The 15,445-nt window shown below is 69.3% G+C and carries 12 protein-coding genes; 8 read left to right on the forward strand and 4 right to left on the reverse strand.

The genetic code is table 11. The features are described from left to right. Positions 1–164 precede the first annotated feature (164 nt). Entirely contained in the window at positions 165–1,145 is a 981-nt protein-coding gene (locus ABZV44_RS24510) for a zinc-binding dehydrogenase (RefSeq protein WP_354840476.1), read from the forward strand. A 12-nt stretch (positions 1,146–1,157) separates the two neighbouring features. Here the strand turns inward: ABZV44_RS24510 and ABZV44_RS24515 are convergent, their stop codons facing one another. From ABZV44_RS24515 to ABZV44_RS24525, 3 genes are all read right to left on the reverse strand, one after another. Beyond that, positions 1,158–2,543 (reverse strand): DUF2252 domain-containing protein, encoded by a 1,386-nt coding sequence (locus ABZV44_RS24515; protein ID WP_354840478.1) that lies wholly within the window; start codon positions 2,541–2,543, stop codon positions 1,158–1,160. Between the two features lie 167 nt (positions 2,544–2,710). Next, a complete protein-coding gene (locus ABZV44_RS24520; protein ID WP_354840481.1) occupies positions 2,711–4,273 on the reverse strand; it encodes an FAD-dependent monooxygenase in 1,563 nt (520 codons plus the stop codon). A gap of 57 nt (positions 4,274–4,330) precedes the next feature. Next, positions 4,331–4,951: a TetR/AcrR family transcriptional regulator gene (locus tag ABZV44_RS24525; protein ID WP_354840484.1), complete on the reverse strand. Its 621-nt coding sequence runs from the start codon at positions 4,949–4,951 to the stop codon at positions 4,331–4,333. A gap of 207 nt (positions 4,952–5,158) precedes the next feature. On the opposite strand from ABZV44_RS24525, the gene ABZV44_RS24530 reads away from it, so the two are divergent. From ABZV44_RS24530 to ABZV44_RS24550, 5 genes are all read left to right on the forward strand, one after another. After that, complete coding sequence (locus ABZV44_RS24530; RefSeq protein ID WP_354840487.1) at positions 5,159–6,037, forward strand: DMT family transporter; 879 nt, start codon at positions 5,159–5,161, stop codon at positions 6,035–6,037. Between the two features lie 114 nt (positions 6,038–6,151). Then, the gene (locus ABZV44_RS24535) at positions 6,152–7,420 is read left to right on the forward strand and encodes a sensor domain-containing diguanylate cyclase (protein WP_354840489.1); all 1,269 of its coding nucleotides are present in this window, start codon (positions 6,152–6,154) and stop codon (positions 7,418–7,420) included. Positions 7,421–7,552: 132 nt separating this feature from the next. Continuing rightward, complete coding sequence (locus ABZV44_RS24540; RefSeq protein WP_354840492.1) at positions 7,553–8,212, forward strand: PhoU domain-containing protein; 660 nt, start codon at positions 7,553–7,555, stop codon at positions 8,210–8,212. 256 nt (positions 8,213–8,468) lie between these two features. Then, entirely contained in the window at positions 8,469–10,850 is a 2,382-nt protein-coding gene (locus ABZV44_RS24545; protein ID WP_354840823.1) for an MFS transporter, read from the forward strand. 130 nt (positions 10,851–10,980) lie between these two features. Then, complete coding sequence (locus tag ABZV44_RS24550; protein ID WP_354840495.1) at positions 10,981–11,880, forward strand: SGNH/GDSL hydrolase family protein; 900 nt, start codon at positions 10,981–10,983, stop codon at positions 11,878–11,880. A 9-nt stretch (positions 11,881–11,889) separates the two neighbouring features. Here ABZV44_RS24550 and ABZV44_RS24555 read toward each other — a convergent pair whose 3' ends face one another. Then, the gene (locus ABZV44_RS24555) at positions 11,890–13,854 is read right to left on the reverse strand and encodes a molybdopterin oxidoreductase family protein (protein WP_354840498.1); all 1,965 of its coding nucleotides are present in this window, start codon (positions 13,852–13,854) and stop codon (positions 11,890–11,892) included. Between the two features lie 182 nt (positions 13,855–14,036). On the opposite strand from ABZV44_RS24555, the gene ABZV44_RS24560 reads away from it, so the two are divergent. Both ABZV44_RS24560 and ABZV44_RS24565 read left to right on the forward strand, forming a co-directional pair. After that, positions 14,037–14,438 carry a hypothetical protein gene (locus ABZV44_RS24560; protein ID WP_354840501.1) on the forward strand — a complete coding sequence of 134 codons (402 nt, stop codon included), beginning with the start codon at positions 14,037–14,039 and terminating at the stop codon, positions 14,436–14,438. A gap of 240 nt (positions 14,439–14,678) precedes the next feature. Further along, positions 14,679–15,431 (forward strand): DUF6319 family protein, encoded by a 753-nt coding sequence (locus tag ABZV44_RS24565; RefSeq protein ID WP_354840504.1) that lies wholly within the window; start codon positions 14,679–14,681, stop codon positions 15,429–15,431. Positions 15,432–15,445 lie beyond the last annotated feature (14 nt).

The raw sequence follows: 15,445 nt of genomic DNA on the forward strand, positions 1-15,445 counted from the left end.
CGCTCGGGGTTGCGGTGTCCCGCCGGACCGGGTGGCGGGAGTGAGACTTCAAGGGCAGCATGCGGAATAGCGGGTGACGCCCGGGTGCTGCAAGGCGGTGCGTCCGGTGTTCGGATGATGTGGTTCGACCCGCCGGTGAGCAGGCGGAGAGGGAGTGTGGCGGCATGCGTGCGATTCGATTCGACGAATTCGGCGGACCGGAGGTGCTGCGGTCGGTGGAGCTCTCGGTGCCGGAGCCGGGGGCCGGCCGGGTGTCCATCGACGTGGCCTATGTCGGAGTGAATTTCGCCGATCTCCAGGCGCGGGCCGTGGGCTATCGGGTGCCGGGGCTGCCGTTCGTGCCGGGGCTGGAATTGTCCGGGCGGGTGCGGGCCGTGGGCGAGGGTGTCGAGGGTTTGCGGGTCGGCCAGCCGGTGGCTGCCATCACCGACGGCGGCGCGTACGCCGATGTCGCGGTCGTCTCGGCCACGACGGTGTTCCCGGTGCCGGAGGGCGTCGATCTGCGCACCGCCGCAACGCTTCCCACGGTGCTGCCGACCGCCTACGCCCTGGTGCACACCGTCGGCCGCCTGCAGCCCGGGGAGACCATGCTGGTGCAGGCCGCGGCCGGCGGCGTCGGCACGGTGGTCGCGCAGATCGCCAAGCTCGCGGGCGCGGGCGCGGTGTACGGCGTGGTGTCCAGCCCGGCCAAGGCCGAGTACGCCCGCGAATACGGTTATGACGCAGCGTTTCTGAACGAATCCTTCGACGCGGAGGTCGCCGCCGCCACCGGCGGTCGCGGCGTGGACCTCGCGCTGGAGTCCATCGGCGGTGAAACCCTGCGCCGCACACTGGATTCCCTGGCCCGCTTCGGCCGCCTGGTCTCCTTCGGCAATGCGGGCGGTGCGGGCCCGTGGCAGGTCGGCGCGCCCGACCTCTACCCGCAGGGCCGCTCGGTGGCCGGGTTCTCCATTCTCGGCCTGAGCGTCGAGGCCCCGGACGTTCTGCACGAGATCGCCTCGCACGCCTTCGAATTGGCCACCTCCGGCAAGGTACGGCTGCCCATCACTGCCGAGTTCCCGCTCGCCGAGGCCGCGGAAGCGCACCGGCTGATGGCCGGTCGCTCCTCGACCGGCAAGCTGGTGATCGCCGTCAACCCGGAGTAGCGACCGGCACGCCTATTGGCCGTTCTTCTCCGGCGAGAGGTTCTCGGCAGCGGTGACGCGGCCGGATTCGATGGCGGCGAGCAGGGATTCGCGATCGGCCGCCGTCTGATCGGCGTAGGCCAGCGCGAAGTCTCCCATGGCCTGGTCGAAGACGTCGTTGCTGCCGAGATACGCGGCGATGGCCACCCGATCTCCCGATCGCGCGTGGCCACGCGCCAGCGTGTGCCCGCACAGGCTGGCGTACTGCCGCAGCTGCGCCGCCGACATCTCGTCGATGACCAAGGAGCCCTTCATGTCTCGCAGCTGTCGCCAGTAGTAGAACAGCCCGTCGGAGCCGGTCGCCCAGCCCAGGAAGATGTCACCGGCCGCTTGCGTGAGCCGCTGCCCGTGCACCACCCGGTGCCCCTGATGCTGGAACCTGCTGCTCCGCAGGTGTGCGGCCAGCACCGAATTCTCGGCCTGTTTCACCTGGAGGAAGAGCGGATCGCCGGTATTGCGCCCGGTCAGCAGCACGATGAAGCAGCGCGTGCCCACGCTGCCCACGCCCACGACTTTCAGGGCGATATCCCGCAATTCGTACCGATCCAGCAGCACCCGGCGCTCCTCCGGCAGCGTGTCCCGGTAGTTCGAGAGCACCGAGAGCAGTTCGGAGTGCAGCTCTCTCGGTATCGGTCTGAGCAGCGGCGGCTCGGCCTTGATGCGCGGCGCGCCATCGGGTCCGGGTTCGGTGAGTTTGTCCAGCGCCTGCAGGCTGGTGCGCGCTCGCGCCCGGCTGATCACCTTCTCGGTCTGCTTGCGGTCGTGCGGGCGCAGCAGCTCGGCGACCCGTTCGGCGTCCACCATCTCGTACCAGACGTCGGTCTCGCCCAGACCCGCCAGCCGCACCATGGCCTCGCGATAGGCCTGCGCCGCCGCGGCCGCCGCCCCGCTCGCCTCGGCGTCGTCGCACCCATTGGCGCGCGCCGCCACCGCCACGCTGGCCGTCAGCCGCTTCACATCCCATTCGAACGGCCCGGGCAGGGTCTCGTCGAAGTCGTTGACGTCGAACACGAGTGACCGTTCCGGCGAGGCGAACAAGCCGAAGTTCGACAGGTGCGCGTCCCCGCACAACTGCACGGTGAGCCCGGTGTTCGGCCCGCTCGCCAGATCGGCCGCCATGATCGCCGGCGCACCCCGGTAGAACGGGAACTGCCCGGCCGCCATGCGCGCGTACCGGATCTCCACCAGCTCGGGCACCCGGGTCGCGGCCTGACGCTCCAGCACCGCTATCGGATCCTCCCGATCCGCCGCCGGCTTCCACTCACCGAGCGATCGCCGTGGCACCTGCTTCCGTGCGGCCCGCCCGGCCTCCGCCGCCCCGTTACCGCCCGCCGCCGACTCCGCCGCCGATGTCGCCATGGAAGGACTCTAGTTCGACCGCACGCGTATTCCCAGGACCCGTGGCCCTGCGGCCGGCGCGATCACGCTGGTCGCAGCGGCCACGGCTCCGGACATCCCCGGCGGCAGTGCCGACGGGCTCGATCAGGTTGGCTGCCTGGCGACTCCTGATCGAGCCCGCGACCCTCCTAACCGGCCGCGGCGCCGGGAGTGGGTGCGCCGAACCATCGGTACAGCGCGTTCCGGAGACTCTCCTGAGCGGCCGGGGTGGCGTCGTCGGTCGCCCACGCCACATAGCCGTCCGGCCGGATCAGCAGCGCCGCGGCGGGTGCGTCGGTGGCGGTGGCGGCGATGGGCGTGACGCGGTCGGTCCAGCCCGCCGTGGCGGCGACCGGATCGAGGGCGGCGTCGAAGGTCAGCAGGAGGGGCCGGGCGTCACGCAGGAGTTCGGTGATCCGGGTTGGGCCACCGGCTGTTTCGAGGGCGCAGTCGGGGAAGAAGTAGCCGGACAGCCGATGATCGTCGCCGACGTCGTAGCGGATGTCCGAGCCCGCCAGCAGCCCGGCGATATGGGCGGCCGCCGCCGGGAGCCGCAGCAGTTCGCCGAAAAGCTCCCGGAGAGCGGTGATTTCCGGACCGGGGGAGACCAGAGCCGCCTGGGAGAGCGAGTACATCACCACACGTTCGGCCACCGGGTGGCGCTCGGACTCGTAGGTGTCGAGCAGGCCCTCGGGAGCCCAGCCCCGGATTTCGGCCGCGAGCTTCCAGCCGAGGTTGACGGTGTCCTGCAGGCCGAGGTTCAGTCCGGGCCCGCCCATCGCCGAATGCACGTGCGCGGCATCGCCGAGCAGCAGGACGGCGCCCTGCCGGTAGTGCTGCGCGACCCGGGTGTTCTGGCCGATCGTGCGGCGCAGCGTGTGCGGGCCCGGGCCGGGCGGAGGCGCGATGGGCAGCGGGGCGCCGAGGACGCGTTCGACGCTCGCGCGCAGTTCCTCGAACGCCAGGGGTTCGTCGTCGGAAAACTGCTCGCCGCCTTGGAATTCCATGGTTCCGATGATCGGCCGTCCCGGATCGAGTTCGGCGTAGATGAAGATGCCGCGTTCGAGCCGGTGATGGCCGAGTCCGAACCGGCCCACCCCGGGAATCTCGATGCCGCCGTCGCCGGAACGGAACTCGTCGGGCAGGGTGGCGTGGCCGACCCGGCTGACATGCCCGTCGGAGGTGATGCCCGGGAACTCGATCCCGATCCGCTTGCGCACCAGGCTCTTTCCGCCGTCCGCTCCGACCAGGAAGCGGGCGGTCAGCGAGTAGGGCCCGTCGGGTGCGGACACCGTGACCGTGACCTGGTCGTCGGCGGGTTCGATGCCGGTCAGCTCGTGTCCCCAGCGCAGGTCCACGCCGAGGTCGATGGCGCGCTTGGTGAGGATCTCCACCATCTCCGGTTGCGGCTTGAAGACGAGGTGTACCGGGTTCGGTTGTACGGCAGTGAGATCCAGGGGCAGGCCGCCGAAGATATAGCGCGGGGTCGGGGCCGGTGCGGCCGGGCTGCCGCTGAACGCGCCGTACAGCCCCCGCATATCGAGGACCCGGACCACCTGCCCGGCCAGGCCGTTGGCCTTCGGTTCGGGGCTGGGTGCGGGTAGCCGATCCAGCACGATCGGGCGGAGGCCGGCGAGTGCGAGTTCGCAGGCGAGCATCAGGCCGTTGGGTCCGGCTCCGGCAATGACGATGTCGACGGTGTTTTCGGGCATGGCAAATAAACCTCTTGTCGTTGAGGGTATTTGGAGAAACCGGCGAGAGCGGCGCTGCTATGCCGGCGGTTGCGGCAGGCCCGCCGCGAGCGCGGTGAGGGCCTGGCGGAGCAGATGGGTGACGGGGACGGTCGGCGCCGTGCGCACATAGACCTCGAAGGCGGCCTGTAGCGCGGCGCCGGCGGCCCCGGCCACCAGCCGCGGGTACAGATCGAGTTCCGGGTCGGTGCCGGTGCGTTCGGCGACGGCGATGATCAGGTTGTCTTCGACGCCCTTGGCCAGCAGGGCCCGAGTCTCGGGGGCTGCCACCAGTTTCCGGACCTCGGCGAGCTCCATGGGCGAGGGCAGATACCCGGGCGACTCGGCGAGTTCCGCCTCGAGTGGCTCGAGCAGTGCCGCCGTGAGCGACTCCCACAGCGGCTCGTTCGCCGGACGGGCGCGCAGAATCTCGACGGCGCTGTTGATTCGGGCCAGATGCCGGTAGGCGAGCGCGTCGTACTTGCCGGAGAAGTAGTTGTTGAAGGTGCGCACGGACACTCCCGCACGGGCGGCGATGTCCTCGCGCACCACGTTCTCCAGGCCGCGCTCGAACATGAGCTGAAGTGCCGCGTCGCTCAAGGCTTTCCGGGTGTCGAGCTTCTTGCGTTCGCGGAGACCGAGGGTCTGTTCGTCCGGCATGACTCCAGTATGCGCAAAACGTGCCCAGTGGGCAATGTTTCTCGCTGGGAAAGTTTTCATCGCTCTGTTCGCAGGTATCGCGTGCCGGACCGAAATAGTTCGGACGCCCGTGGCGTCCGGACGACCGATTCAGCGTGTCGGCGGCGTGGCTTACGCTCCCGGGGTTCGGAAGGAGTGTGTCGTGCGACGAGGTTGTGGGGTGGGGCGGTGAGCAAGCGCGGTTGGCTGCTGTTCCTGGGCATGGGTGTGATCTGGGGTGTGCCGTACGCCATGATCCGGGTCGCGGTGCGGGATTTCGATCCGGTGTTCGTGGCCTTCGGGCGGACCCTCCTGGGTGCGCTGGTGCTGCTGCCCATCGCGCTGTCCACCCGGGTGCTGCGGCCGGCGCTGCGGCACTGGCGCTGGGTGCTGGTGTACACGATCGTCGAGATCACCGGTCCGTGGCTGCTCATCGGGCGCGCCGAGACCAGGTTGACCAGCTCGACGGTGGGTCTGCTGATCGCGGCGGTGCCCCTGATCGCCATCGTGCTCACCACCCGACTCGGGCACGAACGCCTCGATCCGCGGCGCATTCTCGGCCTGGTGATCGGCTTCGCGGGCGTGACCGCCCTCGTCGGTCTGGATATCGACGTCTCGAATCTGGGTGCGCTGGCGGCCATCGGCGTGAGTGTCATCGGCTATGCGCTGGGCCCGATCATCATCGACCGCAAGCTGGCCGAGCTGCCGCCGATCGGCGTGGTGACCGGGTCGCTGATCTTCGCCGCCGCCATCTATCTGCCGTTCGCGCTGTGGCGGACGCCTTCTCGCTTCCCGGCCGGAGCGAGCTGGTCGGTGGTGGGCCTGGGCCTGATCTGCACCGCGCTGGCCTTCGTGGTCTTCTTCGCCCTGATCGGCGAGGTCGGCCCGTCGCGCGCCACCGTCATCACCTACATCAATCCCGCGGTGGCACTGCTGATCGGCGTCTCGCTGCTGGACGAGCCCCTCACCGCGGGCATGGCGATCGGCTTCCCGCTGGTGATCCTGGGCTCGATCCTCGGCACCGCCCGGGCCCGGGTGCGGCCCGCGGCCGAGCCCGCGCCGGCCTAGCTCGGTCGGCCGGCACGGACACGGCACAGCGGTTCTTTCGTATGCTCATTGTTAGCGAGTGGGGAGGGAAGTGCTGGACCTCGATGGTCCGGCGATGGAGGAAGGTCCTCACGGATGGACAGTCGTGAGGTTGCCGAGATGGCGCGGGAATGGTCGGCGGCCCTGGTCGATTGCGGTGGCGTGGCGACAGCTGTGCCGCCCGACATCCGCCAGTTGACGACGCGATGGATCGTCACGCTGGAAGCCGCCTTGTCGGCCGAGTCGTTCGACCCGTCGCCCGCATGCCGAGTCGGGGTCGAGATGGTCCGGTCGAACCTGACGGTCCCCGCCATGATGACCTCGACCGCGGCGGTGCTGGCCGGATTGCTGGAGCGGTCACCGCGCCCGGATCGCGCACAGCGGTTCGGCGCGCTCCTGGGCGAGCTTGCTCGCGGCTACACCACCGAGCTGCTGGACGTCCACGCCCGCAGCCAGGACGCTGCCGAGCAACGTTTCCGCGTGGTGTTCGACAACGCCGCGGTGGCTATCGCGCTCTACGACGACTACGGCATCACCCTCGAGGCCAATTCCACGACGGCACGGATGGTCGGGATGAACCAGGAGGACCTGCCGGGGGTGTCCGCGCTGGACTTGATGCACCCCGACGACCGCGACAAGCTCCGGCACGCGGTCGTCGGTTTGCTCAAGCGCAGAAGCGGCACCGCGCACGTGGAAGGCCGCTTCTGTCGCCCCGACGGCACCGTCTGCTGGGGCGCATGGACGATGACCCTGGTGCACGACGCGGACGGGCGTGACGTGCGCGTGCTCGCCGTCGGGGAGGACATCACCGAACGGCGGGCCATGCAGCAGAAACTGTGGTGGGAGGCCCGTCACGACCCGTTGACGGGTCTGCCGAATCGTCATTGCCTGCTCGAGCAGTTGGAGGCCATTGTGGCGGCGGCCCGTCCCGGCGATCACATCGGTTTGTGCTTCCTCGATCTCGACGCGTTCAAGATGATCAACGATCGCTACGGCCACCACGCGGGAGACAGCGTGCTGGCCGAGGTCGGCCGCAGGCTCGACGCGACCCTGACCTCGCCGACGGTCACGCCGGCCCGCATCGGAGGAGACGAGTTCGTCGCGCTGCTCGCACCGCCCTGCGACGACGACACGGCCCACGCGGCCGCCGAGACCATGCTCGCGACGCTGCGGGACCCGGTTCCGGTCGGTCCCGGCGATCTGCTGTCGATTTCGGCCAGCATCGGCGCCGTTGTCACTCCGGTTGCCGGCGCGAATGCCGAAAAGCTGTTGGACGACGCCGATGTGGGCCTGTACCGCGCCAAGGCCGCGGGCCGCGGCACCTGGGTACTGCACCGCACCGAGAACGGCCCCGCAGCCAGGTAGTAGCCACGGAGCCGCCGGACGCCCGACTGGGCGGTCGGTTCTTGGCTCGGGACGAGAACCGAGAGCCATTCGGGGATAAAGGTTTTGCCGCGATAGTGTGCAGGCATGCGGGTGGGCGGCCAAGATATGCGAGTGCGCACGAAATTCTCCAGCGAGCTGATAGCGCTGACCGATGAGCTCGCGCATATGGCGCGGCTGACGCATGAGGCTTCCGAACGGGCCGCGACGGCGCTCCTCGGCAGCGACCTGACCGCCGCCTACGAGGTGTTCGCGCTCGAAGAGCAGGTGGAGATCGAGCACGCGAAATGTGAGGACCGGTCGGTCATCCTGCTGGCCCTGGAGGCGCCGGTGGCCCGCGACCTACGCCAGGTGGTGACGGCCATGCAGATCGCCGACGACCTGCTGGCGGTCAGCCGCGCCCTGAGCCGGGTGGCCGATGTGGTGGTGCGCCGCTACCCGAATGCGGTGGCCCCGCAGCACGTCCTCGACCTGCTCGCGGAAATGTCCGCCGCGGTCACCGATCTCACCGATCTGGCGGGCAAAGTCATTGCGGCACAGAACCCGCCGCGCGATCGCGCCCTGGTGCCGCGCGACGAGAACCTGGAGCGGCTACGCGGGCGGCTGGTGGAGCTGGCGGCCGACGACGGCTGGCCGCACGGGTCGGCCATGGCCATCGATATCGCGCTGCTGGCCCACCACTTCGAGCGTGGGGCCGACCACTGCGTGCGCATCGGGCGGCTCATTCGCTTCTTCCACACCGGTATTCCGCTCTACGCGCAAACGGAGGCGTAACCACCACCTCGTGTGAGGGGCCCCGATCGGCGGGAGTAAGCTGCCCGAATTGCTTCATGGCGAGGTCTTTTCGAGTAGCACCGCACGCACGGACAGCCGAAATCCGACAAGGGCCCCAAACATGACCAACATCTCCACCCAGACATCGGTGTCCACCCCGGCACGGGTGGCGGCGCCGGTCCGGGTCGCACCGGCCGCCCCGGCACCGAGCGACCGGGCAGCGCCGATCGAGAGAACGCTGTCGCACCGTCAGATCATGACCATCCTGTCCGGCCTGCTGCTGGGCGTCTTCCTGGCGGCGCTGGACCAGAACATCGTGAGCGTGGCGATCGTCCGCATCGCCAACAGCCTGCACGGCTTCGACAAACAGGCCTGGGCCACCACGGCCTACCTCATCACCGCCACCATCTCGACGCCGCTCTACGGCAAGCTCGCCGACATCTACGGCCGAAAACCCTGCTATCTCATCGCCATCGGCATCTTCGTGATCGGCTCGGTGTGCTGTACCTTCGCCACCTCCATGTACCAGCTCGCGGGATTCCGTGCGCTGCAGGGCGTCGGCGCGGGCGGGCTCATGTCGCTCGCCTTCACCATCATCGGCGATATCGTGCCGCCCCGCGAAAGGGTCAGGTACCAGGGCTATTTCATGATGGTCTTCGGCATCGCCACGGTGCTGGGACCGGTATTGGGCGGGTTCTTCTCCAATGCCGACCACATTCTCGGGCTCGCGGGCTGGCGCTGGGTGTTCCTGGTGAACGTGCCGATCGGGGTGCTGGCGCTACTGGTGGTCGGCAAGGTGCTGGACGTGCCCTTCGCGCGGCACCGCCACCGCACCGACTGGCTGGGGGCGATAACCCTTGCGGCGGGCACGGTTCCACTGCTGATCGTCGCCCAGCAGGGCCGGGACTGGGGCTGGGGCTCCCATCGCGCGCTGCTCTGCTACGGCATCGCGGCGGCCGGACTGGTGCTGTTCCTGATCGTCGAATTCCTCATGAAGGACAGCGCGCTGATTCCGCTGCGGCTGTTCGCGAATCGCACCTTCAGCATCGCCATCCTGGGTGGGTTCATCGTCGGTGTCGCCATGTTCGGCGCGATCGTGCTGGTGCCGCTGTACTTCCAGGTGGTGCGCGGATATTCGCCCACGCGCTCCGGGCTCTTCATGCTGCCGCTGGTGGTGGGCATCATGCTGGGCGCGCAATTGTCCGGGCTCATCACCAAATTCACCGGGCGCTACAAGGTGCTGCCGATCCTCGGCTCGCTGGTGATCGGCGCCGGGTCGGTGCTGTTCGCGCTGGTGCACTACGACAGCCCGCTGTGGCAGCCGCTGCTGTACTGCGGCATCATCGGTTTCGGCCTCGGCGGGTGCATGCAGACGCTCATCATCGCGGCGCAGAACGCCGGGCCGCGCTCGGATATGGGTGTGTCCACCGCGTCGGCCACCTTCTTCCGGCAGATGGGCGGCACGCTCGGCGTCGCGGTCTTCCTGACCATCCTGTTCAACCTGCTGCCGCACAAGATCCTGGCGGCCTTCGGCGGGCAGCTGCCACCGGGATTCGACGCCGGGCAGCTGGGCCGGATCCAGAGCAACACCAGCGGCATCGCGGCATTGCCGGACCAGCTGCGCGTACCCATCCTGACCGGATTCACCCACGCCATGGGCGGGGTGTTCGTCGTGGCGGCCGCGGTGGCGGTGGTGGCGGCGTTCGTGCTCGTGTTCATGAAAGAGATTCCGCTGCAGGATGTTCCGACGCCGGTCGTGGAGGAGATCGCCGAGCCGGAAATCGAGCCCGAACTCGAGCCGGAGCCGGAGCCGGAATTCCATATCGCCGAGCCGTCGGGGCTGTCGGTGTCGGGGTGCGTGCACCGCGAGGACGGGCAGTCGGTGCCCGACGCCGTGCTCACCCTCATCGACCAACACGGACGCCAGGTTTCGCGCACCGTCGGCCAACCCGACGGCGGCTATGTCATCGCGGTCCCGCGGGCGGGCGGCTACGTACTGATCGTGTCGGCGTTCGGGTATCAGCCCGCCGCGGTGACCATTTCGGTCGGCAGCCGCCCGCACCGCCTGGATGTGGCCTTGCTCGGATCCGGCGAGGTGTCGGGCGTGGTGCGGTCGGTGGGACGCGGTGCGCCGCTGGGCGATGCGACCATCACCCTCACCGACGCGTTCGGTGACGTGGTCGGCTCGACGGTCACCACCCCCGAGGGCGATTTCATCTGCCGTGGCGTGCTGGCCGGCACCTACACGCTGGTCGCGGTGGCCGATCACATGCGTCCCTCCGCCGTCACCCTGACCGTGCCGGACAGCGGAATGCTGCGCCACGACATCGAATTGGCGCCGCGCGCGGTGCTGGCCGGATCGGCCTGCAACGACCGCGGGCACGGCGTGCCCGATGCCCAGATCACGGTGCTGGACGAGGCCGGTGATCTGATCGCCGTAACCCGCACCGACGACACCGGCCGCTATGCCGTGCCGGATCTGGCGGAGGGGCGCTACACCGTGATGGCCCGGGGATATCCGGCGGTGTTCAGCCGGGTCACGGTCGCCGACGGCGAGGTCGCCCACGATGTGCTGCTGGGCTACGAGCGGGTGGAGTCGCCGGGGCGCGAGCGCTGGGAGTCGGTGGATCGGGTCTGAGCCGGGGCCGGGAGTGGTTGCGACTGAAGACTGTCGCAATTCGCCGCGCGCCGCGGTCCTGCAGCTGTTAGGTTTCCGAGCTGAATACAGTTCAATGTTCGGTATTGGGCTGGTCCAGGGGAGAACCGACATGAAGACCTCGCGTGCACTGCTGACCATGGCCGCCCTCGCCGCCCTCGTGCCCACCACCGCCGCCCAGGCCGAACCCGCCATCCCAGACACCGGCGCAGCCGTCAACGAGTATGTGGCCCTGGGCGATTCCTGGGCCGCCGACGCCACCCTGAGCCAGCTCACCACCGCCTTCACCCCGGTGCCCTGCGTGCAGAGCGTCCACAATTACGCCAAGCAGGTCGCCGCGGCCCTGGCCGTGCCGGTGTTCCGCGACGCCACCTGCGGCGGCGCGGTCACCGCCGACATGACCCGGCCGCAGCACACCGCGCTCGGCGACAACGCGCCGCAGTTCGACCGGCTGACCGAGAACACCGACCTGGTCACCCTCGAAATCGGCGGCAATGACGCGGGTCTCGCGGCCACCGTCACCGGCTGCATCACGCTCGACCCCGCCGTCAGCCCCTGCCTGAACGAGATGGTGGTGGGAGGCGTCGACCGGATGTCGCAGAACATCGCCCGCACCGAACCCCGGGTGTCCGCCACCATCGCCGGCATTCGCGAGCGCGCCCCGCACGCCCGCATCCTGCTGCTCGACTACTTCGAGGGCATCGGCCTCGACGGCGGCTGCTGGCCGGAGATCCCCATCGCCGACCCCGACGCCATCTGGCTGGGGCAGAAGCTGATCGAACTGCACGACATGCTCGGGCGGGTGGCCGCCGAGACCGGAGTCGAGTTCGTCGATACCTACGACGGCAGCTCCGGGCATGACGCCTGTCAGCCCGTCGGCACCCGCTGGGTGGAGGGGCTGCTGCCGTTCTCGGGCAGCCCGGTCGGGCTCGCGGTGCCGTTCCACCCCAACCAACTCGGCGCGGACTACCAGGCGCGGCGGGTCCTGGAGACCCTCGACGCCACCTCCTGACCGGCGCGGTCAGCGGCGCGGGGTGATCGATACCCGGTTGTCGTGGAACACCGCGCCGCCGCCGAAGTCCGAATCACGTTCCGCGACCGTCGCATTCACCGTCGCACCGCCGGAGTGCTTGGCCCAGCGGCCCTTCGTGGTCGCGGCGACACCGGGCCGGACCCGGTCGGACACCTCGGCGACGGCCTCGAAGGAGCCGCGATCATTGTGAACGGTGACCGGATCGCCGTCCGCGATGCCGCGCGCTTCCGCGTCCCCGGGATGGATCGTGACGGTCGGTGCGCCTGCGCGCCTGCGTAATTCGGGATCGACGCCGAAGCTGGTGTTCAGGAAGTAGTGCGACGCCGCGGAGATCAGCACCAGTCCGTCGCCCGGATCGGCGGGCGGGGTGTACCCGGCCAGCGGATCATGGCCCGCCCGCGCCGCGCGGTCCGACACGAACCGGAGCTTGTCCACGGGAACCGGGCGCGGATCGATCTTCAGGAAGCCGTCGGCGCGCAGCCGGTCGACGTCGTGCTGCTTCAGCAGCTGGTTCGCCAGATCCTCATCCGAGTCGTACAGCGCCGGTTCGGTCAGCCCCAGGCGCCGGGCCAATCGGCGGAAGGTCTCGGTGGTGGGCAGACATTCACCGGGCGGGGTCACGGCCGGTTCGTTCCAGACCAGATAGAGATTGCCGTACGCGGCCAGCACATCGAGGTGCTCGGGCTGCATGGTGGCCGGCAGGACGATATCGGCGTAGTCGACCGTGTCGGTCGGAAAGTGTTCCAGGACAACGGTGAACAGATCCTCGCGGGACAGGCCCTCGATCACCCGGCGCTGATCGGGATTGGACCCCACCGGATTCGCCGCGATCACGAACAGCGCCTTGACCGGCGGCCCGTCGGTGTCCAGCAGCACCTCGCCCATGCGGGTCATGGACAGCGTCCGCACCGGATGCGGCAGCAGATCGAATCGCATCAGCGCTGGTGTGTCGAGCCGGAAGTGCCCGCTGGTCGAATAGTGCAGTCCGCCACCGGGAATCGCCCAGTCGCCGGTGACACCGGGCAGACAGGCCAGGGTGCGCAGCGCCATCCCGCCGCCCGCGTGCCGCTGCATCCCCTGCGAGGCGCGAATGGCCGTGGGCCGGGTGCGGGCGATGCGTTCGCCCAGAGCCACGATGCGTTCCACCGGCAGCCCGGTGATCTCGGCGACCCGCTCCGGCGGGTACTGCGCGACGCGGTCACGGAATTCGGGCCAGCCCTCGGTGCGGGTTTCCAGGAACTCGGTGTCCTCGGCGCCCAGCCCGACGATGACGTGCATGAGCCCCAGCGCCAGCGCCGCGTCGGTGCCGGGCAGCGGGGCGAGGTGTTCGTCACAGCGTTCGGCGGTGCGGGTGCGCACCGGATCGATGGCCACCGTGTACGCGCCGCTGTCCTGGATGAACTTCCAGACATGATGGCCGGAGCTGAGCGGATTGGTGCCCCACAGCAGGATCAGCCGCGACTGCGCCAGCTGCTCCGGGTCCATGCCGCCTGCGGTGCCCAGTGTGTATTTCAGCCCCGTGCTGCCCGCGACGGAGCAGATGGTCGGGTCGTGCAGGGAGGCGCCGAGCGCATTGAAGAACCGCCGGCCGGAAAAGCCTTCCAGTCCTTGGATGTAGCCGAGGCTGCCGGTGCCGTGGAAGGGCCAGACGGCCTCGCCGCCGTACTCGGCGAGGATGCCGGTGAGCCGGGTGGCGATCTCGTCGAGTGCCTCGTCCCAGGCGATCGGTTCGAAGCGGCCCTCGCCCTTGCGGCCGACCCGGCGCAATGGCCGGGTGAGGCGCTCGGGAGAGTGGACCTGGTCGAGGTAGCGGTTCACCTTCACGCACAGCGCGCCCCGGGTGACCGGGTGCTCGCGGTTGCCGCGCAGGCCGGTCGCCCGGCCGTCCTGCACGTCCACCACCCAGGAGCAGGCGTCCGGGCAGTCGAGTGGGCATGCTCCGAGAACCTTCACCCGATCGATCGTAGGCAGGTCCGCGCGGGCGCGCGAAAGGCGAGCGTACGGCCGGTTTCCGGGCGCGACACACCTATGCCGTCATGTGACGACACGCGGTCGAGCTGGGGTACTCTCGGCGCGCGGCTAATCAGCCGCAACAGGAGTGCGGGGGCGGAAGTGCGCGGTGGAATGGGAGATTCATGATCACCCCCGGCCGAGGTCTCGTCGGCGTCGTCTCGGGATGTGCGGCGCTGCTGACCGGATGCGCCCATACCGATGCCGCGCACGCACACCAGGCGAACAGCGAGATGGCCGCCAGCGACTCGGGCGAGATGCAGCGCAGCGCCTTCGTGACCGCCTGCGCGGGGACCTCGGCGGGCTGGCAGGCGACGGCGGTGGTGAGCAATCGGGATGTGGTGGAGCACCGGTATCTGGTGGTGATCAGTTTCATGTCGCCGGAGTCCACCGATCTGGAACGGACACGCACCGAGGTGCTGGTGGCGCCGGGCTCGACACAGGACTTCACCACCGAGACGCGGCTGAATCCGGTGTCGCGGCCACAGACCGTCCGGTGTGTGCTGCGCGGGGTCGAGCAACTCTGACCGATCCTCGCGAATCGGGCGGCCGGGCGGTCGCGCTGCCTCGAAAGTTGCGCGGGGACAGGGGCGGACGCTTAGGATCACCAGCGCCGGCCATGCTCTGTGGGCCGCACCAGTAGGAATAGCTGACGGTTCACTGGCTCTCGGGCGGTGACCATGTGCGTTCTCCGGATGTGGATTTGTCGGTGCCATGGTGCATGCTCTTGGCACGCAGATGTCCGCCCCGTCCGCCCGGAGTGCCCCATGTCGACCCGTACCAAGCCACAGCCCTTGTCGGATACCGAAATTCGGCAGATCGCCGCGGAAATCGACGCGGGCCGGCCACCGATGGTGTGGTTCACCGCGGTGGCGGTCGGCGTCCCGGAAGGCCGTTCCGGAAAGGTGATGTCCCTCGGGGATCCGTCCGAGGGGGATTTCCTGCAGGTGAAGCCGACGGGCTCGAAGGATGTGCTGTCCTTCGGTCCCACCGAGGTGACCCTGACCAAACCGGCCCGGCAGAACCCGGCCAAACCGGCCGGAGCTCAACCGAAAACGGCAACCAGGAAGGAACCCACCGTGACGATGTCGTCTCCCGTGACGATGCCGGCCAGCGCGCCGAGCGCTTCGCCCGCTCCGGAAGCCAAGGTCGAGACCCCGCAGCCGGCTGCGGAATCCGCGCCCGAGGCCAAGGCCAAGCCCGCCGCGTCGCGTCCGGCCCGCAATGCCGCCAACAGTGCCGCCGCGAAGAAGCCGAAGGCTCCCGAGGTGACGGTCACCCTCAGCGGCACCGCCGAGGGGGAGTGGACCCTGGATGTCGTGAACGGCAAGAAGCGCACCATCAAGGGCCTGCCGGTCACGAGTTCCGCTGTGGCCCAGGCCGCCAAGATTCTCCACCCCGAATTCGCCGAGGTCGTCGACTCCATCCACGAGTCGGTCCGTGCCGCCCAGCAGGCCAAGGTCGCGCAGCTGCAGGCCGAACTCGAATCGGCCCGTCGGCTACTCGAAGACCTGGCCTGACGAGATTCCACGCG

This window comes from Nocardia sp. NPDC004860, assembly GCF_040609015.1.
In the GTDB taxonomy this organism is placed as follows: domain Bacteria; phylum Actinomycetota; class Actinomycetes; order Mycobacteriales; family Mycobacteriaceae; genus Nocardia.